Genomic DNA, 22132 nt, shown 5'->3' on the forward strand with positions numbered 1-22132 from the left:
ATGTATATACATCTGTTCCGAGCCTAGCTCAGAACTTTCCTACGTCAAGGTAAGCAGATGCCTACACGAATTTTTGAACGGGCGATGAAATGCAGTTGACGGTTGTATTTTAAGTTGTACGATGACTTACAACTTCGGCCAAGGCTGAACAGCTTCCTCACACAAACGTTGCTACCCAGGGTGTTCGAATAATGAATCCACAAGAACTGAAGTCCATCCTCTCCGCCGGCCTGCTGTCGTTCCCGGTCACCGATTTCAATGCTCAGGGCGATTTCCATCGCGCGGGCTACATCAAGCGTCTCGAATGGCTGGCCCCCTACGGCGCCTCGGCATTGTTCGCCGCGGGCGGCACCGGTGAGTTCTTTTCTCTGGCGGCCAGCGAATATTCGGAAATCATCAAGACTGCCGTCGACACCTGCGAAACCAGCGTGCCGATTCTGGCCGGCGTTGGCGGTTCTACCCGTCAAGCCATCGAGTACGCACAGGAAGCCGAGCGTCTGGGCGCCAAAGGCTTGTTGCTGCTGCCGCACTACCTGACCGAAGCCAGCCAGGACGGTGTCGCCGCCCACGTTGAAGCCGTGTGCAAATCGGTGAAAATCGGTGTGGTGGTCTACAACCGCAACGTCTGCCGCCTGACCGCGCCGCTGCTGGAACGTCTGGCCGAGCGCTGCCCGAACCTGATCGGTTACAAGGATGGCCTGGGTGATATCGAATTGATGGTGTCGATCCGTCGCCGCCTCGGTGATCGCTTCAGCTACCTGGGCGGTTTGCCGACCGCTGAAGTCTATGCCGCTGCCTACAAGGCCCTGGGCGTACCGGTCTACTCCTCGGCGGTGTTCAACTTCCTGCCGAAAACCGCGATGGATTTCTACCACGCCATTGCCCGCGACGATCACGCCACCGTTGGCAAGATCATCGACGACTTCTTCCTGCCGTACCTGGACATCCGCAACCGTAAATCCGGCTACGCGGTGAGCATCGTCAAGGCCGGGGCAAAAATTGTCGGCTATGACGCAGGCCCGGTGCGCTCGCCGCTGACCGACCTGACCGGCGAAGAGTACGAAATGCTCGCCGCGCTGATCGACAAGCAAGGTGCGCAGTAACCCATCCGATTAACCAGGGCCGCTGAGCAATCAGCGGCTTTTTGCGTGAGGAGAACATCCCGTGGCAGATGCAAAGCGTTTTGATAACTACATCAACGGTCAATGGGTTGCGGGCAGTGATTACTGCAGCAACATCAACCCGTCGGAGCTGAGCGACAACATTGGCGACTACGCCAAGGCAGACCTGGCGCAGGTGCACGCCGCCATCGACGCTGCCCGCGCTGCATTCGCGGCGTGGTCCACTTCCGGCATTCAGGCGCGCCACGATTCGCTGGATAAAGTCGGCAGTGAGATCCTCGCCCGTCGCGAAGAGCTCGGCACCCTGCTCGCCCGGGAAGAGGGCAAGACCCTGCCCGAAGCCATCGGCGAAGTGACTCGCGCCGGCAACATCTTCAAATTCTTCGCCGGTGAATGCCTGCGTCTGTCCGGCGACTACTTGCCGTCGGTGCGTCCGGGCGTCAACGTCGAAGTCACTCGCGAAGCGCTGGGTGTGGTCGGCCTGATCACCCCGTGGAACTTCCCGATTGCCATCCCTGCGTGGAAAATCGCCCCGGCCCTGGCCTACGGCAACTGCGTGGTGTTGAAGCCGGCCGATCTGGTGCCGGGTTGCGCCTGGGCCCTGGCTGAAATCATCTCCCGCGCCGGCTTCCCTGCGGGCGTGTTCAACCTGGTGATGGGCAGCGGTCGTGTGGTGGGCGATGCGCTGGTACAGAGCCCGAAAGTCGATGGCATCAGCTTCACCGGTTCGGTGGGCGTGGGTCGTCAGATCGCCGTCAGCTGCGTGTCGCGCCAAGCCAAAGTGCAGTTGGAAATGGGCGGCAAGAACCCGCAGATCATTCTCGACGACGCCGACCTCAAGCAAGCGGTCGAGCTGTCGGTCCAGAGCGCGTTCTACTCCACCGGCCAGCGTTGCACCGCCTCGAGCCGCTTCATCGTCACTGCCGGGATTCATGACCGGTTCGTTGAAGCCGTGGCCGAGCGCATGAAGTCGATCAAGGTCGGCCACGCGCTGAAAGCCGGCACCGACATCGGTCCGGTAGTGTCGCAAGCGCAGCTTGAGCAGGACTTGAAGTACATCGACATCGGCCAGTCCGAAGGTGCGCGTCTGGTCAGCGGCGGCGGCCTGGTGACGTGCGATACCGAAGGCTATTTCCTCGCGCCAACGCTGTTTGCCGACAGTGAAGCGTCGATGCGCATCAGTCGCGAAGAGATCTTCGGCCCGGTGGCCAACGTGGTTCGCGTGGCGGATTACGAGGCAGCGCTGGCGATGGCCAACGACACCGAATTCGGTCTGTCGGCGGGCATCGCCACGACCTCGCTGAAATACGCCAACCACTTCAAGCGCCATTCCCAGGCCGGGATGGTGATGGTCAACCTGCCGACGGCGGGCGTGGATTACCACGTTCCATTCGGCGGGCGTAAAGGTTCATCCTATGGTTCCCGCGAGCAAGGTCGCTACGCGCAAGAGTTCTACACCGTGGTGAAAACCAGCTACATCGGCTCGTAAACGCAATACCCCTGTGGGAGCGAGCTCCCACAAAAGCCACAGATTCACCCGCGCATAAAAATAATCAGTGGGAGTACATCTACATGCACGCGACCAAGCCGACTCACGTCCGCTATTTGATCCTGCTCATGCTGTTTCTGGTGACCACGATCAACTACGCCGACCGTGCGACCATCGCCATCGCGGGCTCCAGCCTGCAAAAAGACCTCGGCATCGACGCGGTCACCCTCGGTTTTATCTTCTCTGCATTCGGCTGGGCCTACGTGGCCGGGCAAATTCCCGGTGGCTGGCTGCTGGACCGGTTCGGCTCGAAAAAAGTCTATGCACTGAGCATCTTCACTTGGTCGCTGTTCACCGTGCTGCAGGGTTATGTTGGTGAGTTCGGCATGTCCACGGCCATCGTTGCGTTGTTCATGTTGCGCTTTCTGGTGGGGCTGGCCGAAGCGCCATCGTTCCCCGGCAACGCGCGCATCGTGGCGGCCTGGTTTCCCACGGCCGAGCGCGGCACCGCCTCGGCGATCTTCAACTCGGCGCAATATTTCGCCACCGTGCTGTTCGCACCGCTGATGGGCTGGATCGTCTACACCTTCGGCTGGCAGCATGTGTTCGTGGTCATGGGCGGCATCGGCGTGGTGTTCTCGCTGATCTGGCTGAAAGTTATCCACAGCCCGCGCCAGCACCCGATGATCAACGAGGCCGAGTTCAAGCACATCGCCGACAACGGCGGCCTGGTCGACATGGATCAGGACAAAGGCAAGGGCAGCAAGGTCGACGGTCCGAAGTGGGATTACATCCGCCAACTGCTGACCAACCGCATGATGCTGGGCGTGTACCTGGGCCAGTACTGCATCAACGGCATCACCTATTTCTTCCTGACCTGGTTCCCGGTGTACCTGGTGCAGGAGCGCGGCATGACCATCCTCAAGGCCGGTTTCATTGCCTCGTTGCCGGCGATCTGCGGCTTTATCGGCGGCGTGCTCGGCGGGATCATTTCCGACTACCTGCTGCGCAAGGGCCACTCGCTGACCTTCGCCCGCAAGGCACCGATCATTGGCGGCCTGCTGCTCTCGACCACCATCGTTGCCTGTAACTACGTGGACATCGAATGGATGGTCGTCGGCTTCATGGCCCTGGCGTTCTTCGGCAAAGGCGTGGGCGCGCTGGGCTGGGCGGTGGTGTCCGACACCTCGCCGAAACAGATCGCCGGCTTGAGTGGCGGCTTGTTCAACATGTTCGGCAACATCGCCTCGATCACCACGCCTATCGTCATCGGCTACATCATCAGCTCCACTGGCTCGTTCAAATGGGCGCTGGTGTTTGTCGGTTGCAATGCGCTGGTGGCGGTGTTCAGTTATCTGGTGATCGTCGGCCCGATCAAACGCGTGGTGCTCAAAGAACCACCGGTCAGCGGCCCGCAAGTGACCCATAAATTATCTCAAGCACATTCCTGAGGAGCGGCGTCATGCAGTTGATTGAACATTCCGACTCGCCGCGCTATATCCGCCTGCACGAGCGGGACAATGTGGTGATCGTGGTCAACGACCAGGGCGTGCCGGCCGGCACCGAGTTTCCCGACGGCCTGGTGACGGTGGACTTTGTGCCGCAGAGCCACAAAGTCACCCTGCAAGACATTCCCGAGGGCGGCCAGGTGATTCGTTACGGCCAGACCATCGGCTACGCCTTGCAGCCAATCCCGCGCGGCAGCTGGGTCAAGGAAGATCAACTGCGCATGCCCACCGCACCACCGCTGGACAGCCTGCCGCTGTCCACCGACGTGCCGGCGGCGCAGGCACCGCTGGAGGGCTTTACCTTCGAGGGCTATCGCAACGCCGACGGCACGGTCGGCACGCGCAATATTCTCGGCATCACCACGACTGTGCAGTGCGTCACTGGCGTGCTCGATCACGCGGTCAAGCGCATCAAGGACGAGTTGCTGCCCAAGTACCCGAACGTCGATGATGTGGTGGCGATCACTCACAGTTACGGCTGCGGCGTGGCGATCACCGCCACCGATGCCTACATCCCGATCCGCACCGTGCGCAACCTGGCGCGCAACCCGAACCTGGGCGGCGAAGCGCTGGTGATCAGTCTGGGCTGCGAGAAGTTGCAGGCCGGGCAGGTGATGCATGACAACGACAGCTCGGTGGATCTGAGCGAGCCGTGGCTGTATCGCTTGCAGGATTCGAGTCACGGTTTTACCGAGATGATCGAGCAGATCATGGCGCTGGCCGAAGTCCGTTTGAAGAAACTCGATCAGCGTCGCCGGGAAACCGTGCCGGCGTCCGAGCTGATTCTCGGCATGCAGTGCGGTGGCAGCGACGCATTTTCCGGTATCACCGCCAACCCGGCCTTGGGTTATGCCTCGGACCTGCTGCTGCGAGCTGGCGCGACGGTGATGTTCTCCGAAGTCACTGAAGTGCGCGACGCGATTTACCTGCTGACCTCAAGGGCTCAAAGCAAAGAAATTGCCGAAGAGCTGGTGCGGGAAATGGACTGGTACGACCGCTACCTCGCCAAGGGCGAAGCGGATCGCAGCGCCAATACCACGCCGGGAAACAAGAAGGGCGGGTTGTCGAACATCGTCGAGAAGTCGCTGGGCTCGATCGTCAAGTCCGGCAGCAGCGCGATCAACGGCGTGCTTGGCCCTGGCGAGCGCCTCAAGCGAAAAGGGCTGATCTTCTGCGCGACCCCGGCCAGTGATTTTGTCTGCGGGACGCTGCAACTGGCGGCGGGGATGAACCTGCATGTGTTTACCACCGGGCGCGGTACACCGTATGGACTGGCGATGGCGCCGGTGGTCAAGGTGTCCACCCGCACCGAGCTGGCGCAGCGCTGGCCGGATCTGATTGACATCGATGCCGGGCGGATCGCCACCGGGCGAGCGTCGATCGAGGATCTGGGCTGGGAGTTGTTCCACTTCTATCTGGACGTGGCCAGCGGCAAGAAACAGACGTGGGCGGAGCAGCACAAGCTGCATAACGACATCACCCTGTTCAACCCTGCGCCGATCACCTGATACCGCGTCGCCTGCATCGCGGGCAAGCTCGCTCCCACAGGGGGACCTTCGTTGTCGCACAAATGGCGTGAACACCGAAGATCATTGTGGGAGCGAGCTTGCTCGCGATAGCGGCCTGACAGACGCCGAAGTCCTCGGTGGCTTATCATTAGCCCACTTACGACACCCATCCAAGGTTCTCCCCGGCATGCTGGCAATTTTCCTCGACACCCTGAACATCACCGCGCCGGTGTTTGCCATGCTGTTTTTGGGGGTGCTGCTCAAGCGCATCGAGTGGATCAATGACAACTTCATCCACACCGCGTCGGCACTGGTGTTCAACGTCACCATGCCGGCGTTGCTGTTTCTGGGCATCCTGCATGCCGACCTGCACGCTGCTCTGCAACCGGCGCTGCTGATCTACTTTGCGGTCGCGACCCTGGCCAGTTTCGCCATCGCCTGGGGCTGGGCGATCTGGAAGTGCCCCCGTGAAGACCGGGGGGTTTATACCCAGGGTGCTTTTCGCGGCAACAACGGCGTTATCGGTCTGGCGCTGGCGGCCAGCATGTACGGCGATTACGGGATTTCCCTCGGGGCGATTCTCGCGGCGCTGGTCATCCTGTTCTACAACACGCTTTCGACCATCGTGCTGGCGGTGTACAGCCCGGTGATCAAGTCCGATCCATGGAGCATCTGCAAAAGCGTGATGGCCAACCCGCTGATCGTCAGCGTGATCGCGGCGGCACCGTTTGCCTGGTTCAAGATTGGCTTGCCGGCGTGGCTGGAGACGTCCGGTCAGTACCTGGCGCAAACCACCTTGCCGCTGGCACTGATCTGCATTGGCGGCACCCTGTCGCTGGCGGCGTTGCGCAAGAGCGGCAACATGGCGCTCAGTTCCAGCCTGGTGAAGATGATCGGCCTGCCGGTGCTGGCAACCCTCGGCGCGTGGCTGTGGGGCTTTCGCGGGGCGGAGCTGGGGATTCTGTTCCTGTACTTCGGCAGCCCGACGGCGGCGGCCAGTTTCGTCATGGCGCGTCAGGCCAATGGCAATCATGAACTGGCGGCGGCGATTATCGTGATTACCACGCTGATGGCGGCGGTGACCACCAATGTCGGGATTTTTGTGTTGCAGTGGGGTGGGTGGATCTAGGCTGGGATTTGCGGTGTTCTTCAGGGCCTCTTCGCGAGCAGGTTCGCTCCCACAGTGGTTTTGTGTCGATCACATAACCCCTGTGGGAGCGAGCTTGCTCGCGATGGTGGCAGACCTTTCACCACAATTTTTGGATAATCACTCAGGCTTCTGATAGCTATCAATCACTTCCTGCGCCGCCCGAAACGCATCAATCGCCGCCGGCACCCCGGCATACACCGCGCAATGCAGCAGCGCCTCGCGAATCTCCTCAACGGTGCAGCCATTGTTCAGCGCCCCCCGCACATGCCCCTTCAACTCCTGCGGGCACTTCAACGCGGTCAGGGCGGCGAGGGTGATCAGGCTGCGAGTTTTCAGCGGTAATCCCTCGCGATTCCAGACACTGCCCCAGGCGTGTTCGTTGACGAAATCCTGCAATGGTTGAGTGAACTCGGTGGCATTGCCCAATGCGCGGTCGACGAACGCGTCGCCCATCACCTGGCGGCGCACGTCAACGCCGGGTTTTTTGTTATCGGTCATGGCACATCCCTCTTGTGGTGTTGGCGGCGCCAGGCGAGCACGGAGGTGAACAGCAAAAACGCCACCAGCGCCGGCAGGACGAAAAACAGCATCAGGTGTTCAAGCTTGCCGGCCAGCGGCATGCCGGTGGTGAACGACACCACGTGCAGCCCGTAGGCCAGGTACAAGCCCAGGCACAGCAGGCCTTCGGCGCGGGTGATGCGGTAGCCGGTATAGAACAGCGGCAGGCACAGTACCGCAACACCGAGCATCACCGGCAGGTCGAAATCCAGCGCATTGGGCGAGACCGACAGCGGCGACGGCGCCACCAGCGCGGTAAACCCCAGCACTCCCAGGAGGTTGAACAGGTTGCTGCCGATCACGTTGCCCACCGCAATGTCCCGCTGCCCGCGCAAGGCGGCGATCAACGAAGTGGCGAGTTCCGGTAACGAGGTGCTGATCGCGACGATGGTCAGGCCGATGATCCGTTCCGACAAACCGAGGTCGGTGGCCACCGACACCGCCGCGCCCAGCAGCAAGTGACCTGCATACACCAGCATCGCCAGCCCGCCGATGATCATCAGCAGGCTGCTGAGCCATGGGCCTTTCGGGGCTTCTTCGGGGTGCGACTGAGGGCGGGTCGAGTGCCGTGACTGGCGCAGCAACAACCCCAGATACAGCGCCAGGGCAGACAGCAGAATCACCCCGTCGAGGCGTGTCAGTCTTTCGTTCCAGGCCAGCACGAACACCAGCAGGCTGGCGCCGATCATCAGCGGAATGTCCAGGCGCACCAGTTGCCGCGAGACGCGCAGCGGGATGATCAGCGCCGACAGGCCGAGGGTGACGAGGATGTTGAAAATACTGCTGCCGATCACGCTGCTCACGGCAATATCGGCGTTCTGCGCCAGGGTGGCTTGCAGGCTGACCGCCATTTGCGGGGCGCTGCTGCCGAGGGCGACGATGGTCAGACCGATGATCAGTGGACGTACATGCCAGCGTGCTGCGAGACGCACGGCGGCACGCACCATCAGCTCGGCGCCGACGATCAGTAAAAACAGGCCGCTGAGCAGTTCAAGCACGCTCAGCAGGGGGATGTCGTCTAATCCGTAAATGGTCGGGGCTCCGTCGGTCAGTTGTCGAGGGCTTGCACACGCACTTGCGCAGTGCCGCTGCCGAGCATGCCCAGGCGTTCGGCGGCTGCGCGCGACACGTCGATCAGGCGCCCACGAGTATGCGGACCGCGGTCGTTGATGCGCAGCACGCAGGATCTGTCGTTGTTCAAATTGGTGACCTTGACCAGGGTGCCGAACGGCAACTGGCGATGCGCAGCGGTCATGGCGTTGAGGTTGAACGGCTCACCGCTGGCGGTGCGTTTGCCATGATGCCGGGAACCGTAATAAGAGGCGACACCGGTCTGGTTGTAGCCGTGCGGGTCGATGATGCCCGTGCTGGCACAGCCGGCCAACAGCGAGAGCAGGGCGCAGGCGCCGAGTAGACGCTTCATTCAAGGGTTTCCCAAAACAAATGTGGGAGCGGGCTTGCTCGCGAAAGCGGCGTCACATTCAAAATCAATATTGAATGTGGCACTGCTTTCGCGAGCAAGCCCGCTCCCGCAGGGGATTGAGCCAGGCTTTGAATCTGGCTCCATTCCTGTCAGCCTTCGAGCTTGCTTTTCAGCAGTTCGTTGACCTGTTGCGGGTTGGCCTTGCCTTTGGAGGCTTTCATGGCCTGGCCAACGAAGAAGCCGAACATCTTGCCGCGTTTGGCTTCGTCTGCCGCGCGGTATTGCTCGACCTGCTCGGCGTTGGCCGCGAGCATTTCGTCCAGCACCGCCGAGATCGCGCCGCTGTCGGTCACTTGCTTCAGGCCGCGCTTGTCGATGATCTCGTCCGCGCTGCCTTCGCCGTTGGCCATGGCTTCGAACACCACCTTGGCGATTTTGCCGGAGATGGTGTTGTCCTTGATGCGCAGCAGCATGCCGCCCAGTTGTTCGGCCGAAACCGGCGACTGGTCGATGTCCAGGCCCTGTTTGTTCAACAGGCTGCCCAGTTCAACCATTACCCAGTTGGCCGCCAGCTTGGCGTCGCCGCCGATGCTCACGACTTTTTCGAAGTAATCGGCTTGTTCGCGGCTGGTGGACAACACGCTGGCGTCATACACCGACAGGCCGAACTGCTCCTGGAAGCGCTCGCGTTTTTGCGGTGGCAGTTCCGGCAGGGTGGCGCGTACTTCATGGAGGAACGAGTCCTCGATAACCACCGGCAGCAGGTCCGGATCGGGGAAGTAACGGTAGTCGTTGGCTTCCTCCTTGCTGCGCATCGGACGGGTTTCGTCCTTGTTCGGATCGTACAGACGGGTCTGCTGGATCACCTTGCCGCCGTCTTCGATCAGCTCGATCTGACGCTGGATTTCGCTGTTGATCGCCTTCTCGATGAAACGGAACGAGTTGACGTTCTTGATCTCGCAGCGCGTGCCGTATTCAACCTGGCCTTTCGGACGGATCGACACGTTGCAGTCGCAACGCAGCGAGCCTTCGGCCATGTTGCCGTCGCAGATGCCCAGGTAACGTACCAGCGCGTGGATGGTCTTGACGTAGGCCACGGCCTCCTTGGCGCTGCGCATGTCCGGCTCGGAAACGATTTCCAGCAGCGGCGTGCCGGCACGGTTCAGGTCGATGCCGGTGGCACCGTTGAATTCTTCGTGCAGGCTTTTACCGGCGTCTTCTTCCAGGTGCGCGCGGGTGACGCCGACACGTTTGATCGTGCCGTCTTCCAGGGCGATGTCCAGGTGGCCCTTGCCGACGATCGGCAATTCCATCTGGCTGATCTGGTAGCCCTTGGGCAGGTCCGGGTAGAAATAGTTTTTGCGGGCGAACACGTTGTGCTGGCCGATCTCGGCGTCAATCGCCAGACCGAACATCACCGCCATGCGTACCGCTTCCTGGTTCAGCACCGGCAATACGCCGGGCATGCCCAGGTCAACCAGGCTGGCCTGGGTGTTCGGTTCGGAACCGAAGGTAGTGGAACTACCGGAAAATATTTTCGACCGGGTGGTGAGCTGGGTATGAATCTCCAGCCCGATCACGACTTCCCATTGCATGTGTTTCTCCTCAGAAGCCGGTTGGGGTGCGGGTGTGCCAGTCAGTGTTCAACTGATACTGGTGGGCAACGTTCAACAGGCGACCTTCCTGGAAATACGGGGCGAGCAATTGCACGCCGACCGGCAGACCGTCGACAAAACCGGCCGGCATGGACAAGCCCGGCAGACCCGCGAGGTTGGCGGTGATGGTGTAGACGTCTTCCAGATAGGCAGCGACCGGGTCGCTGTTCTTGGCGCCGAGCTTCCAGGCCGGGTTCGGCGTGGTTGGGCCGAGGATGATGTCGACCTCATTGAAGGCGGCCATGAAGTCGTTTTTCACCAGACGGCGGATTTTCTGCGCCTTCAGGTAGTAGGCGTCGTAGTAACCGGCGGACAGCGCGTAGGCACCGACCATGATCCGGCGTTGTACTTCCGGGCCGAAACCTTCGCCACGGGAACGCTTGTACAGGTCTTCGAGGTTCTTCGGGTCTTCGCAGCGATGGCCGAAACGCACGCCGTCGAAACGCGACAGGTTGGAAGACGCCTCTGCCGGGGCGATCACGTAGTACGCAGGAATCGCGTGCTGCATGTTCGGCAGGCTGATTTCCTTGATCACGGCACCGAGCTTTTCCAGCGCCTTGATGCTGTTGTGGATCAGCTCGGCAATGCGCGGGTCGAGACCGGCGCTGAAATACTCTTTAGGCACGCCGATGCGCAGGCCTTGCAGCGAGCTGTTGAGGCTGGCGCTGTAATCCGGCACGGGCTCGTCGATGCTGGTGGAGTCATTGGCGTCGAAACCGGCCATGCCTTGCAACAGAATCGCGCAGTCTTCGGCAGTGCGAGCCAGCGGGCCGCCCTGATCGAGGCTGGAGGCGTAGGCGATCATGCCCCAGCGCGAAACACGACCGTACGTCGGTTTCAGGCCGGTGAGGTTGGTGAACGCCGCCGGCTGGCGAATCGAACCGCCGGTATCGGTGGCGGTCGCGGCAGGCAACAGACGAGCGGCAACAGCCGCCGCCGAGCCACCGGACGAACCGCCCGGCACGTGTTCCAGGTTCCACGGGTTTTTCACCGCGCCGTAATAGCTCGACTCGTTGGCCGAACCCATGGCGAATTCGTCCATGTTGGTCTTGCCCAGCGTCACGGCGCCGGCAGCGGCCAGCTTGGCGACGACGGTGGCGTCGTACGGTGCCTTGAAGTTGTCGAGCATCTTCGAGCCGCAACTGGTGCGAATGCCCTGGGTGCAGAACAGGTCTTTGTGGGCAATCGGCGCGCCGAGCAGGGCGCCGCTCTCACCGTTGGCGCGGCGTGCGTCAGCGGCTTTCGCCTGCTGGAGCGCCAGGTCTTCGGTGAGGCTGATGAAACTGTTGAGCTGCGGATCGAGCTGGGCGATACGCGCCAGCAGGGTCTTGGTCAGCTCTTCGGAAGAAAACTTTTTATCGGCGAGTCCGCGGGCGATCTCGGCCAGAGTCAATTGATGCATTGCAGGCTCTTTCCCTTTAGTCGATGACTTTCGGAACCAGGTACAGGCCGTTTTCGACCGCTGGTGCGATGGACTGATAGGCCTCGCGATGATTGGTCTCGGTCACGACGTCTGCGCGCAGGCGCTGGCTGGCTTCCAGCGGGTGGGCCAACGGTTCGATACCGTCGGTATTGACCGCCTGCATTTCGTCGACCAGCCCGAGAATGCTGTTCAGGGCCGAAGTGATGTGTGGAAGATCGGCATCATTGAGGCCAAGGCAGGCCAAATGTGCGATTTTTTCCACGTCGGAGCGTTCAAGCGCCATTGCGATTCTCCAGTGGAAAACAGAACGGACGGCGTCCGTGTGTTAGATTGTCGGAACACTACCGCATTTCTACGGTCATAAGGCCGCGATTGTGGGGGTTGGTGCACAGAAAAGCGGCCAATTTAACATATTGGCGCCTTGCCCAAAATCCCTGTCGTTGTTAGAGTTTGCCGCACTTTTTTACCCACGCGTTGCCTAGGGTCCCTTTCCCATGTTCAAGAAACTGCGTGGCATGTTTTCCAGCGATCTTTCCATTGACCTGGGCACTGCCAACACCCTTATTTACGTGCGCGAGCGCGGTATCGTCCTGAATGAGCCATCGGTTGTGGCTATTCGGACACACGGTAACCAGAAAAGTGTCGTTGCTGTCGGCACCGAGGCCAAGCGCATGCTCGGCCGTACGCCGGGCAACATTGCCGCCATTCGTCCGATGAAGGACGGCGTCATTGCCGACTTCAGCGTCTGCGAAAAGATGCTGCAGTACTTTATCAACAAGGTTCACGAAAACAGCTTTCTGCAGCCTAGCCCTCGTGTGCTGATCTGCGTTCCCTGCAAATCCACCCAGGTGGAGCGTCGCGCCATCCGTGAATCGGCCCTTGGTGCCGGTGCCCGTGAAGTGTTCCTGATCGAAGAGCCAATGGCGGCTGCGATCGGTGCCGGCCTGCCGGTAGAAGAAGCTCGCGGCTCGATGGTTGTCGATATCGGTGGTGGTACGACCGAAATCGCGCTGATTTCCCTGAACGGTGTGGTTTACGCCGAATCCGTACGGGTTGGCGGCGACCGCTTCGACGAAGCGATCATCACCTACGTGCGTCGCAACTACGGCAGCCTGATCGGCGAATCCACCGCCGAGCGCATCAAGCAGGAAATCGGTACGGCCTACCCGGGCGGCGAAGTTCGCGAAGTCGATGTTCGCGGTCGCAACCTGGCCGAAGGCGTTCCACGCGCATTCACCCTGAACTCCAACGAAGTACTGGAAGCTCTGCAAGAGTCCCTGGCTACCATCGTTCAGGCTGTTAAGAGCGCGCTGGAGCAATCGCCTCCGGAACTGGCTTCCGATATCGCCGAGCGTGGTCTGGTACTGACCGGTGGTGGCGCCTTGCTGCGTGACCTCGACAAGTTGCTGGCCCAGGAAACCGGTCTGCCGGTGATCGTTGCCGAAGACCCGCTGACCTGCGTTGCTCGCGGCGGTGGCCGTGCATTGGAAATGATGGACAAACACACCATGGACCTGCTCTCCAGCGAATAAATCGCCGGGTTGCATCTATGCTGTTGAGCGCGCAGGCAGCACTTTGCAGTGCTGCCTGTTGGCGTTTATCTTCTGTCAGTCTGCATCCAGGCCGGTCTGCCGTATGATTAAAGAGAACATATGCCTGGGAGGAGCGGCTTATTAAACCGCTTTTCGCCAAAGGCCCCTCATTGGGCGTGCGCCTGTTGGTGCTGGTCGTGCTATCGGTCGCGCTGATGGTGGTCGATGCCCGCTTCACACTGCTCAAGCCAGTGCGTAGCCAGATGTCGCTGGTGCTGATGCAGTCTTACTGGATCACCGACCTGCCGCAGCGGCTATGGCAAGGTGTGGCCAGCCAATTCGGCAGCCGGACCGAGCTTGTCGCCGAAAACGAAAAACTCAAGACCGAAAACCTGCTGTTGCAGGGCCGCATGCAAAAGCTTGCCGCCCTCACCGAGCAGAACGTTCGGCTGCGCGAGTTGCTCAATTCCTCTGCGCTGGTCAACGAGAAGGTCGAAGTGGCCGAGTTGATCGGCATGGACCCGAACCCGTTTACCCATCGCATCATCATCAACAAGGGTGAGCGCGACGGTGTGGTCCTCGGTCAGCCGGTGCTCGATGCCCGCGGCCTGATGGGCCAGGTGGTCGAGTTGATGCCTTATACCTCCCGCGTGTTGCTGCTGACCGACACCACCCACAGCATTCCGGTGCAGGTGAACCGCAACGGTCTGCGGGCGATTGCCAGCGGCACCGGTAACCCGGAGCGTCTGGAACTGCGGCATGTGGCTGACACCGCCGACATCAAGGAAGGCGATCTGCTGGTCAGCTCCGGCCTCGGCCAGCGCTTCCCGGCGGGTTATCCAGTAGCGACGGTCAAGGAAGTGATCCACGATTCCGGCCAGCCGTTCGCCATCGTGCGTGCCGTGCCGACCGCCGCCCTTAATCGCAGCCGCTACCTGCTGCTGGTGTTCAGCGACAATCGCACAGCCGAAGAGCGCGCCAACGACGCCGCTCAGGCCCAGGAAACCCAGGACCAGCAGGGCGGCGGGCCGATCATCCCGGCAACCGTGCCGAAACCGGCTGCCGCCACCGCACCCGCTCCAGTGGCACCTGCCGCAGCGCCGGTTGCCGCGACACCGGCCAAGCCTGCAGCCACTCATCCTGCCAAACCTGCCGCCAAGCCCACGGCCTCGCAACCGGCTGCCGCCAAACCACCCGCGGCCCAACCGGCTGCCGTCAAACCTGCTGCCAAACCGCCTGTCTCTGCACCGGCTACCACTGGGGGACGAGAATAATGGCCGGTGCAACCGCATCCCGAAACGGCTGGATAGTCTGGCTGACATTCGTCATCGGCATGCTGCTCAGCGTTTCTCCGCTGCCGCAATTCATGGAAATCCTGCGTCCGTTGTGGCTCGCCCTGTTACTGGCATTCTGGGTCCTGGCCTTGCCGCAGACAGTCGGCATGGTGACCGCGTTTTGCCTGGGGCTGGCTGAAGACGTGCTCTATGGCACATTGCTTGGCCAGAACGCGTTGATCCTGACCCTCATCACTTTTCTGGTGCTGTCGCTGCAGCAACGTCTGCGCATGTTCCCGATGTGGCAGCAGTGCCTGGTGCTGTTGGTGATCTTCGGCCTGGCCCAGCTGGTCCAACTGTGGCTCAGCGCGTTGACGGGCAATCGTCAGCCAACGCTGGCGCTGGTGCTGCCGGCACTGGTGAGCGCGCTGCTCTGGCCGTGGATCAGCTTCGGTTTGCGTGGTTTGCGTCGGCGCTACAAAATCAATTAACTCGGTCAGGCATTTGCCCGTACCACGACAAGGGAGATGTCTGATGAAGTCGCTTTACCTTGCCTCAGGCTCGCCCCGTCGGCGGGAATTGCTCACGCAGATCGGCGTGCCGTTTTACGCCGTCAGCGCGGACATCGATGAAACCCCTTTGAACGACGAATCCCCGTCGGCCTATGTCGAGCGTCTGGCGCGCGGCAAGGCTGATGCTGGCCGCTGCGCGATCACCGCAGAGGGCGGCTTCTGCGTGCTGGGTGCCGACACCGCCGTGGTGCTGGACGGAAAAATTCTTGGCAAGCCGGTTGATGAAGTCGACGCATGCGCCATGCTGATGATGTTGTCCGGTCGCGAACATGAAGTGCTGACGGCCATCGCAGTACTCGACGGTGAGCGGTGCGAGTCACAGGTGGTGCGCAGCCTGGTGCGTTTTCGCCAGATCAGCGCGCAGCAAGCGGCGGCCTATTGGGCCAGCGGCGAGCCCCGTGACAAGGCGGGTGGTTACGGCATTCAAGGCCTGGGCGCGGTGTTTGTCGCCGGCCTCGATGGCAGTTACTCGGCGGTGGTTGGATTGCCGCTGTGCGAAACCGCAGAACTGATCGGCCGTTTCGGCATACCCTGTTGGCAAACCCTTAACGCGCGCTGAGCGTCGTACTGAACCTGATGCGGCCATTATCGTGAACATGCCTGAACGAGACCCTGCCATGAGTGAAGAGATTCTGATCAACATCACGCCGATGGAATCGCGCGTGGCAGTGGTCGAAAACGGTGTGCTGCAAGAGGTCCATGTCGAGCGCACGCAAAAGCGCGGGATCGTCGGCAACATCTATAAAGGCAAGGTCGTACGCGTATTGCCGGGCATGCAGGCGGCCTTCGTCGACATCGGCCTGGACCGTGCAGCGTTCATTCATGCGTCGGAAATCTCCCTGCGCGAAGGCCCGGCCGTGGAGAGCATCAGCTCCCTGGTCCACGAAGGCCAGAGCCTAGTGGTGCAGGTCACCAAGGACCCGATCGGTTCCAAGGGAGCCCGCCTGACCACGCAGCTGTCGATCCCGTCGCGTTATCTGGTGTACATGCCACGCACCGCGCACGTCGGCATTTCCCTGAAAATCGAAGACGAAGCCGAGCGCGAACGCCTCAAGCAAGTGGTCACCGATTGCGTGGCCAAGGAAGGTATCAAGGAAGCCGGCGGTTTCATTCTGCGCACTGCCGCTGAAGGTGCCGGGGCCGATGAGATCCTCATGGACATCCGCTACCTGCGCCGGCTGTGGGACCAGATCAACGCCCAGATCAAAACCATCGGCGCCCCCAGCGTGATTTACGAAGACCTTGGTCTGGCGCTGCGGACTCTGCGTGATCTGGTGAGCCCGAAGATCGAGAAGATCCGCATTGACTCCCGGGAAACATTTCAGAAAACCACGCAGTTCGTTGCCGAACTGATGCCGGAGATCGCTGATCGCCTTGAGCATTATCCCGGCGAGCGGCCGATTTTCGACCTGTATGGCGTCGAAGATGAAATCCAGAAAGCCCTTGAACGCAAGGTCCCGCTCAAGTCAGGCGGGTATCTGGTAGTCGATCCGGCGGAAGCCATGAGCACCATCGACGTCAACACCGGGGCGTTCGTTGGCCATCGCAACCTTGAAGAAACCATTTTCAAGACCAACCTCGAAGCCGCTACCGCCATCGCCCGTCAGCTGCGCCTGCGCAACCTGGGCGGGATCATCATCATCGACTTCATCGACATGGAAGACGAAGAGCACCAGCGCCAGGTGCTGCGCACCCTGGAAAAACAACTGGAGCGCGATCACGCCAAGACCAACATCATCGGTATCACCGAATTGGGCCTGGTGCAGATGACCCGCAAGCGTACCCGTGAAAGTCTTGAGCAAGTGTTGTGTGAGCCGTGCAGCAGTTGCCAGGGCCGCGGCAAGCTCAAGACTCCGGAAACCGTGTGTTACGAGATTTTCCGTGAGATTCTTCGCGAAGCCCGGGCCTATCAGGCTGAAGGTTATCGCGTGCTGGCGAACCAGAAAGTGGTCGACCGTTTGCTCGATGAAGAGTCGGGCAACGTCGCCGAGCTGGAAGGTTTTATCGGGCGCACCATTCGCTTCCAGGTAGAAACCATGTATTCCCAGGAACAATATGACGTGGTGCTGCTCTGAAACGGCGCGTTTCATTTTTACTTAATCGGCTGGCCTCAGCTTTTTGCAGTATTTTTGCCATGGGAGCCAACTGACATGGAGCGTCTGACACGCATTGTAGCCGCACTGACCCGCTGGGGGTTGGGCCTGTGCGCGTTGGTTTTGGTGCTGATGGCCTTGTATGTCAGCCTCGGCCGCGAACTGACTCCCCTGGTGGCCGAGTACACCCGCGAGATCGAAACCAAGGCCAGCGCTGCGCTGGGCATGCCATTGCACCTGGGCGAACTGGAGGGCAAGTGGAGCGGTTTCGCGCCGATTCTGCTGGCCCACGATGTGACGGTCGGCGAGGGCGCCAATGCCCTGCGGCTGGATCAGGTTCGTGCCGTGCCTGACCTGTGGGCCAGTCTGCTGGCACGGGAAGTACGCATTGCGCATCTGGAACTCGGCGGCCTGAAGATCAGCCTCAAGGAGGGCGCCGACGGTCAATGGGCGCTCGAAGGCCTTCCGGTGCAGCAGGATCAACCGCTCGACCCTGAACAACTGCTCAATCGCATGCAGATGGTTCAGCAGCTGTCGGTACTCGACAGCCAGGTCACCTTGCAGCCGGTGGACCATGAACCGCTGACCCTGACGTACGTCGGCCTGAATCTGAAAACCGGCGCCTCGCGCCAGCGACTCGATGCACGCCTGACCCTGCCCGACGGCCAGCCCGTGGCGATGAGCCTGCGCACCCGCATCCGCGCCAGTCAGTGGCAGGACGGCCAGGTTGACGCTTACCTGAGCCTGCCGCAAAGTGACTGGTCGAAATGGCTGCCGGCGCGCCTGACCCGACAATGGAATTTCTCCGAGATCAAGGCTGGCGGCGAGCTTTGGGTCAATTGGAACAAGGGCGCCTTGCAAAGCGCGGCTGTGCGTTTCAATGCGCCGCAGCTCAAGGGCGCCTATGCCGAGCGCAAGCCGATCCAGATCAATAATCTGGCGCTCAACGGCTATTTCCAACGCAGCGACGACGGCTTCCTGGTGACCTTCGATTCGCTGGCGATGAGCTTGGGCGATGTCCGTTGGGAATCTCATGTCCAGCTCAAGCAAAGCACTGCCACGGACAAAACTACGGAGCTGTGGCACCTGCAGGCTGATCACCTCGACCTGACGCCGCTTACACCGCTGTTGAATGCATTGGGGCCGCTGCCCGAAGGCGTGGCCACGGCCGTCGAGAAGCTCAAGGTGACGGGCGGTCTGCGCAATGTGCTGATCGATCTGCGTCCGGATGCCACCGACGACAGCAAATTCAGCTTTGCCGCCAACCTGGATCAGGTCGGCTTTGATGCGTACCACGGCGCTCCGGCGGCACGTAATGTCAGCGGCAGCATTAGCGGTGACCTCGGCCACGGCGAGTTGCGCATGGACAGCAAGGACTTTGTCCTGCACCTGGACCCGATATTCGCCAAGCCATGGCAGTACCTCCAGGCGAACGCCCGCTTGACCTGGAAGCTCGACAAGGAAGGCTTCACCCTGATCGCTCCGTACCTGAAGGTACTGGGTGAAGAGGGCAAGATTGCCGGCGATTTTCTGATCCGCCTGCATTTTGATCACGCCCAAGAAGACTACATGGACCTGCGAGTCGGTCTGGTCGACGGCGACGGTCGCTATACCGCCAAGTACCTGCCGGCCGTCCTCAGCCCGGCGCTGGACGAATGGCTGCGCACTGCCATTCTCAAAGGCGCGGTCGATCAGGGCTTCTTCCAGTACCAAGGGTCGCTGAACCACGATGCGATTTCCGCCGCCCGCAGCATTACCCTGTTCTTCAAGGTCCATGACGCCGAGCTGGCCTTTCAGCCGGGCTGGCCTCACGTCAGCAAGGTCAGCGGTAACGTGTTCATCGAAGACAGCGGCGTGCGGATCGTGGCTGACAAGGGCCAGTTGCTCGACACTCAAGTCAGCAATGTCTATGTCAACATTCCCCATGTGCCTGCCGGGCAGAAAACCCACATGTTTCTCGACGGCGGGTTTGCCGGCGGTCTGGGCGATGGCCTGAAGATTTTGCAGCAAGCGCCCATCGGCACCGCCGACACCTTTGCCGGCTGGGAGGGTGAGGGTGATTTGCAAGGCAAGGTGAAACTCGATATCCCGTTGGAGAAAGGTGATGAGCCGAAGATCCTGGTGGATTTCAAAACCGCCAGGGCACGCCTGAAACTCAGCGATCCGAAACTGGAGTTGAGCGATCTCAAGGGTGATTTCCGCTTCGACAGCAGCAAAGGCCTGAGCGGGCAGAACATCATTGCAAAAGCCTTCGACAAACCGATCACCGCGCAGATTTTCGCCGATGGCAGCGCCGGCAAACTCAACACTCGCGTAACGGCGTCGGGTCAGGTCGAGGTGAAGAAACTCACCGACTGGCTGAACGTCACCCAGCCGTTGCCGGTATCTGGCGTCATTCCCTATCAGTTGCAACTGAACCTCAATGGCACTGACAGCCAGTTGATGGTCAGCTCCAACCTCAAAGGCGTGGCTGTGGATTTGCCGGCGCCGTTCGGCATGGCCGCCAGCGTGGGTCGTGACACGGTGTTCCGTATGACCCTGCAAGGGCCGGAGCGGCGCTATTGGGTCAACTACGATGGTTTGGCCAATTTCACGTTTGCCGCGCCCAATGGCAGTTTCGCCGACGGTCGTGGGGAGTTGTTCCTCGGTGGTACCCAGGCAGTCTTGCCAGACGCCAAAGGCCTGCGTGTGCGTGGTGTGCTGTCGGAGCTGGATGTCGGCCCGTGGCAGGACCTGGTGAGCAAGTACGCCGGCCAGGATCCGGGCGGCAGTGCCAAGCAACTGCTCAGTAGCGCGGACTTCAAGGTCGATAAACTCAGTGCCTTTGGCACCACGCTCGATCAGGCGTCGGTGCAGATCAATCGCAAACAGTCGGCCTGGACCTTGCAGCTGGACAGCCAGCAGGCCAAGGGCAGCGCCACGCTCCCGGATGCGAAAGCCGCGCCGATCGTGATCAATCTGCAAACCGTGCGGTTGCCGGCGCCAGACCCGACGGTGCTGGCTGACGAGAATTCACCGGACCCGCTGGCCTCGGTAGACCCGACGAAAATTCCGGCGCTGGATATCACCATCAATCAATTGTTCCAGGGCCAGGACCTGGTAGGCGCCTGGTCGCTGAAAGTCCGGCCGACTGCCAAAGGCATCGCCCTCAATACGCTGGACATGGGCCTCAAGGGCATTCTGTTGCAGGGCAGCGGCGGCTGGGAAGGCGCTCCCGGCAGCTCCAGCAGTTGGTACAAGGGCCGGATCAGCGGCAAGAACCTGGCCGATTCGCTCAAGGGCTGGGGCTTTGCCCCGAGCGTGACCAGTCAGGATTTCCACATGGATGTCGATGGCCGCTGGCCGGGCTCTCCAGCCTGGCTGGCCACCAAGCGGTTCTCCGGTAGCCTCGATGCGTCGCTGAACAAAGGCCAGTTTGTCGAAGTGGAGGGCGGTGCCCAGGCGCTGCGAGTATTTGGTCTGCTCAACTTCAACTCCATTGGCCGGCGCCTGCGTCTGGACTTCTCCGATCTGTTCGGCAAAGGCCTGAGTTACGACCGGGTCAAAGGCCTGCTGGTGGCGAGCAACGGGGTGTACGTGACCCGCGAGCCGATTGTGATGACCGGTCCCTCGAGTAACCTTGAGATCAACGGCACGCTGGATCTGGTGGGTGATCGGGTCGACGCCAAGTTGCTGGTGACTCTGCCGCTGACCAACAACCTGCCGATTGCCGCGCTGATTGTCGGCGCGCCGGCCATCGGCGGCGCGCTGTTCCTGATCGACAAGCTGATCGGCGACCGCGTGGCGCGTTTCGCCAGCGTCAAATACACCATCAAGGGCCCGTGGAAAGAGCCGAAGATCACCCTCGACAAACCTTTTTGAAACGCCACTTTGCGGCCCTATGGAGTAGCATGGCCGCAAGTCCCCTGTAGGCGCTGCCGGCGCCAGTTCTTGTGGGTATGTGTTGATTCCAGATAAGGAAATGTCCATGTCTGTAGCGGTGATTCAAATGGTCAGCCAGAGCGATGTGCTGGCCAATCTGGCCCAGGCCGGACGCTTGCTGGAGCAGGCCGCTGCCGGTGGTGCGCGACTGGCCGTGCTGCCGGAAAACTTCGCTGCCATGGGCCGTCGTGACATTGCCGACATCGGTCGCGCCGAAGCGATGGGCGAAGGCCCGATCCTGCCCTGGTTGAAACAGACTGCCCGCGCCCTCAAGTTATGGATAGTGGCGGGCACGTTGCCGTTGCCGCCGGCCGATCAGCCGACGGCCAAGGTGCATGCCTGCTCGCTGTTGGTGGATGACCGGGGCGAAACCGTTGCACGGTATGACAAGCTGCACCTGTTCGACGTCGATGTAGCGGACAATCGCGGGCGCTACCGTGAATCCGATGACTATGCTTATGGCAGTAACGTGGTGGTGGCGGATACGCCAGTCGGTCGAGTCGGCCTGACGGTGTGTTATGACCTGCGCTTCCCCGAGCTTTACAGCGAGCTGCGGGCTGCCGGTGCCGAATTGATCACCGCGCCGTCGGCGTTTACCGCCGTGACCGGCGCGGCGCACTGGGACGTGCTGATCCGCGCCCGGGCCATCGAGACACAATGTTATGTGCTCGCCGCTGCCCAGGGCGGGACGCATCCGGGGCCGCGAGAGACTTATGGTCATGCTGCCATCGTCGACCCGTGGGGTCGCGTGCTGGCACACCAGGATCAAGGCGAGGCCGTGCTGCTGGCCGAACGCGATAGCAGCGAACAGGCGTCCATCCGGGCGCGGATGCCGGTGTCCAGTCACCGGCGCTTTTTCTCGCAGGGCGCGCGGCGGCCTGCTTCAGACGAATTTAAGGCGTAAA

Annotated in this window: 18 protein-coding genes; 12 read left to right on the top strand and 6 right to left on the bottom strand. The window is 61.2% G+C overall.

Translation table 11 applies throughout. The features are described from left to right. Window positions 1-191 precede the first annotated feature (191 nt). The 5 genes from kdgD (at window position 192) to POF45_RS20465 (ending at window position 6755) form a co-directional block, all read left to right on the top strand. Window positions 192-1103, top strand: a complete 912-nt coding sequence (gene kdgD, locus POF45_RS20445) for a 5-dehydro-4-deoxyglucarate dehydratase (protein WP_259499346.1) — start codon at window positions 192-194, stop codon at window positions 1101-1103. A 61-nt stretch (window positions 1104-1164) separates the two neighbouring features. Continuing rightward, the gene (locus POF45_RS20450) at window positions 1165-2610 is read left to right on the top strand and encodes an aldehyde dehydrogenase family protein (RefSeq protein ID WP_282316579.1); all 1446 of its coding nucleotides are present in this window, start codon (window positions 1165-1167) and stop codon (window positions 2608-2610) included. Between the two features lie 83 nt (window positions 2611-2693). Then, on the top strand, window positions 2694-4061 hold the full coding sequence (locus tag POF45_RS20455) for an MFS transporter (protein ID WP_259499350.1): 1368 nt from the start codon (window positions 2694-2696) through the stop codon (window positions 4059-4061). A gap of 11 nt (window positions 4062-4072) precedes the next feature. Then, window positions 4073-5626 (top strand): galactarate dehydratase, encoded by a 1554-nt coding sequence (gene garD, locus POF45_RS20460; RefSeq protein ID WP_282316580.1) that lies wholly within the window; start codon window positions 4073-4075, stop codon window positions 5624-5626. A gap of 187 nt (window positions 5627-5813) precedes the next feature. Beyond that, a complete protein-coding gene (locus POF45_RS20465; protein WP_282316581.1) occupies window positions 5814-6755 on the top strand; it encodes an AEC family transporter in 942 nt (313 codons plus the stop codon). Between the two features lie 138 nt (window positions 6756-6893). Here POF45_RS20465 and POF45_RS20470 read toward each other — a convergent pair whose 3' ends face one another. The 6 genes from POF45_RS20470 to gatC all read right to left on the bottom strand — a co-directional run bounded on the left by POF45_RS20470 (window position 6894) and on the right by gatC (window position 12118). Then, window positions 6894-7274 carry a carboxymuconolactone decarboxylase family protein gene (locus POF45_RS20470; RefSeq protein ID WP_259499357.1) on the bottom strand — a complete coding sequence of 127 codons (381 nt, stop codon included), beginning with the start codon at window positions 7272-7274 and terminating at the stop codon, window positions 6894-6896. Beyond that, window positions 7271-8332 carry a calcium/sodium antiporter gene (locus POF45_RS20475; protein WP_282316582.1) on the bottom strand — a complete coding sequence of 354 codons (1062 nt, stop codon included), beginning with the start codon at window positions 8330-8332 and terminating at the stop codon, window positions 7271-7273. Before POF45_RS20475 ends, POF45_RS20470 begins: the two co-directional genes overlap by 4 nt. A gap of 50 nt (window positions 8333-8382) precedes the next feature. Further along, entirely contained in the window at window positions 8383-8757 is a 375-nt protein-coding gene (locus POF45_RS20480) for a septal ring lytic transglycosylase RlpA family protein (RefSeq protein WP_259499361.1), read from the bottom strand. Window positions 8758-8906: 149 nt separating this feature from the next. Further along, a complete protein-coding gene (gene gatB / locus POF45_RS20485) occupies window positions 8907-10352 on the bottom strand; it encodes an Asp-tRNA(Asn)/Glu-tRNA(Gln) amidotransferase subunit GatB (protein WP_259499364.1) in 1446 nt (481 codons plus the stop codon). 10 nt (window positions 10353-10362) lie between these two features. After that, the gene (gene gatA / locus POF45_RS20490) at window positions 10363-11814 is read right to left on the bottom strand and encodes an Asp-tRNA(Asn)/Glu-tRNA(Gln) amidotransferase subunit GatA (RefSeq protein ID WP_259499366.1); all 1452 of its coding nucleotides are present in this window, start codon (window positions 11812-11814) and stop codon (window positions 10363-10365) included. 16 nt (window positions 11815-11830) lie between these two features. After that, window positions 11831-12118 carry an Asp-tRNA(Asn)/Glu-tRNA(Gln) amidotransferase subunit GatC gene (gene gatC, locus POF45_RS20495; protein ID WP_007901429.1) on the bottom strand — a complete coding sequence of 96 codons (288 nt, stop codon included), beginning with the start codon at window positions 12116-12118 and terminating at the stop codon, window positions 11831-11833. 211 nt (window positions 12119-12329) lie between these two features. On the opposite strand from gatC, the gene mreB reads away from it, so the two are divergent. The 7 genes from mreB to POF45_RS20530 all read left to right on the top strand — a co-directional run bounded on the left by mreB (window position 12330) and on the right by POF45_RS20530 (window position 22131). Beyond that, window positions 12330-13367: a rod shape-determining protein MreB gene (gene mreB, locus POF45_RS20500; RefSeq protein ID WP_002555108.1), complete on the top strand. Its 1038-nt coding sequence runs from the start codon at window positions 12330-12332 to the stop codon at window positions 13365-13367. A 140-nt stretch (window positions 13368-13507) separates the two neighbouring features. Further along, complete coding sequence (mreC, locus tag POF45_RS20505; RefSeq protein WP_282317449.1) at window positions 13508-14641, top strand: rod shape-determining protein MreC; 1134 nt, start codon at window positions 13508-13510, stop codon at window positions 14639-14641. Then, window positions 14641-15132 carry a rod shape-determining protein MreD gene (gene mreD, locus POF45_RS20510; RefSeq protein WP_259499368.1) on the top strand — a complete coding sequence of 164 codons (492 nt, stop codon included), beginning with the start codon at window positions 14641-14643 and terminating at the stop codon, window positions 15130-15132. The genes mreC and mreD overlap by 1 nt, the downstream gene beginning before the upstream one ends. Window positions 15133-15175: 43 nt before the next feature. After that, window positions 15176-15772, top strand: coding sequence for a Maf family protein (locus tag POF45_RS20515; protein ID WP_259499370.1), 597 nt, complete (start codon window positions 15176-15178; stop codon window positions 15770-15772). A 58-nt stretch (window positions 15773-15830) separates the two neighbouring features. Then, on the top strand, window positions 15831-17288 hold the full coding sequence (gene rng / locus POF45_RS20520) for a ribonuclease G (protein WP_123516354.1): 1458 nt from the start codon (window positions 15831-15833) through the stop codon (window positions 17286-17288). Between the two features lie 75 nt (window positions 17289-17363). Further along, window positions 17364-21167, top strand: coding sequence for a YhdP family protein (locus POF45_RS20525; protein WP_282316583.1), 3804 nt, complete (start codon window positions 17364-17366; stop codon window positions 21165-21167). A gap of 106 nt (window positions 21168-21273) precedes the next feature. Beyond that, complete coding sequence (locus POF45_RS20530) at window positions 21274-22131, top strand: carbon-nitrogen hydrolase family protein (RefSeq protein ID WP_259499373.1); 858 nt, start codon at window positions 21274-21276, stop codon at window positions 22129-22131. Window position 22132 lies beyond the last annotated feature (1 nt).

This window comes from Pseudomonas fungipugnans (assembly GCF_029955235.1).
Taxonomy (GTDB): Bacteria; Pseudomonadota; Gammaproteobacteria; order Pseudomonadales; family Pseudomonadaceae; genus Aquipseudomonas; species Aquipseudomonas fungipugnans.

Bases quoted from the DNA above. Each gene is read 5' to 3' on its own strand.
- kdgD (WP_259499346.1), top strand. From the start codon at position 192: ATGAATCCACAAGAACTGAAGTCCATCCTCTCCGCCGGCCTGCTGTCG.
- POF45_RS20455 (WP_259499350.1), top strand. From the start codon at position 2,694: ATGCACGCGACCAAGCCGACTCACGTCCGCTATTTGATCCTGCTCATG.
- garD (WP_282316580.1), top strand. From the start codon at position 4,073: ATGCAGTTGATTGAACATTCCGACTCGCCGCGCTATATCCGCCTGCAC.
- POF45_RS20465 (WP_282316581.1), top strand. From the start codon at position 5,814: ATGCTGGCAATTTTCCTCGACACCCTGAACATCACCGCGCCGGTGTTT.
- POF45_RS20470 (WP_259499357.1), bottom strand. From the start codon at position 7,274: ATGACCGATAACAAAAAACCCGGCGTTGACGTGCGCCGCCAGGTGATG.
- POF45_RS20480 (WP_259499361.1), bottom strand. From the start codon at position 8,757: ATGAAGCGTCTACTCGGCGCCTGCGCCCTGCTCTCGCTGTTGGCCGGC.
- gatB (WP_259499364.1), bottom strand. From the start codon at position 10,352: ATGCAATGGGAAGTCGTGATCGGGCTGGAGATTCATACCCAGCTCACC.
- gatA (WP_259499366.1), bottom strand. From the start codon at position 11,814: ATGCATCAATTGACTCTGGCCGAGATCGCCCGCGGACTCGCCGATAAA.
- gatC (WP_007901429.1), bottom strand. From the start codon at position 12,118: ATGGCGCTTGAACGCTCCGACGTGGAAAAAATCGCACATTTGGCCTGC.
- mreB (WP_002555108.1), top strand. From the start codon at position 12,330: ATGTTCAAGAAACTGCGTGGCATGTTTTCCAGCGATCTTTCCATTGAC.
- mreD (WP_259499368.1), top strand. From the start codon at position 14,641: ATGGCCGGTGCAACCGCATCCCGAAACGGCTGGATAGTCTGGCTGACA.
- POF45_RS20515 (WP_259499370.1), top strand. From the start codon at position 15,176: ATGAAGTCGCTTTACCTTGCCTCAGGCTCGCCCCGTCGGCGGGAATTG.
- rng (WP_123516354.1), top strand. From the start codon at position 15,831: ATGAGTGAAGAGATTCTGATCAACATCACGCCGATGGAATCGCGCGTG.
- POF45_RS20525 (WP_282316583.1), top strand. From the start codon at position 17,364: ATGGAGCGTCTGACACGCATTGTAGCCGCACTGACCCGCTGGGGGTTG.
- POF45_RS20530 (WP_259499373.1), top strand. From the start codon at position 21,274: ATGTCTGTAGCGGTGATTCAAATGGTCAGCCAGAGCGATGTGCTGGCC.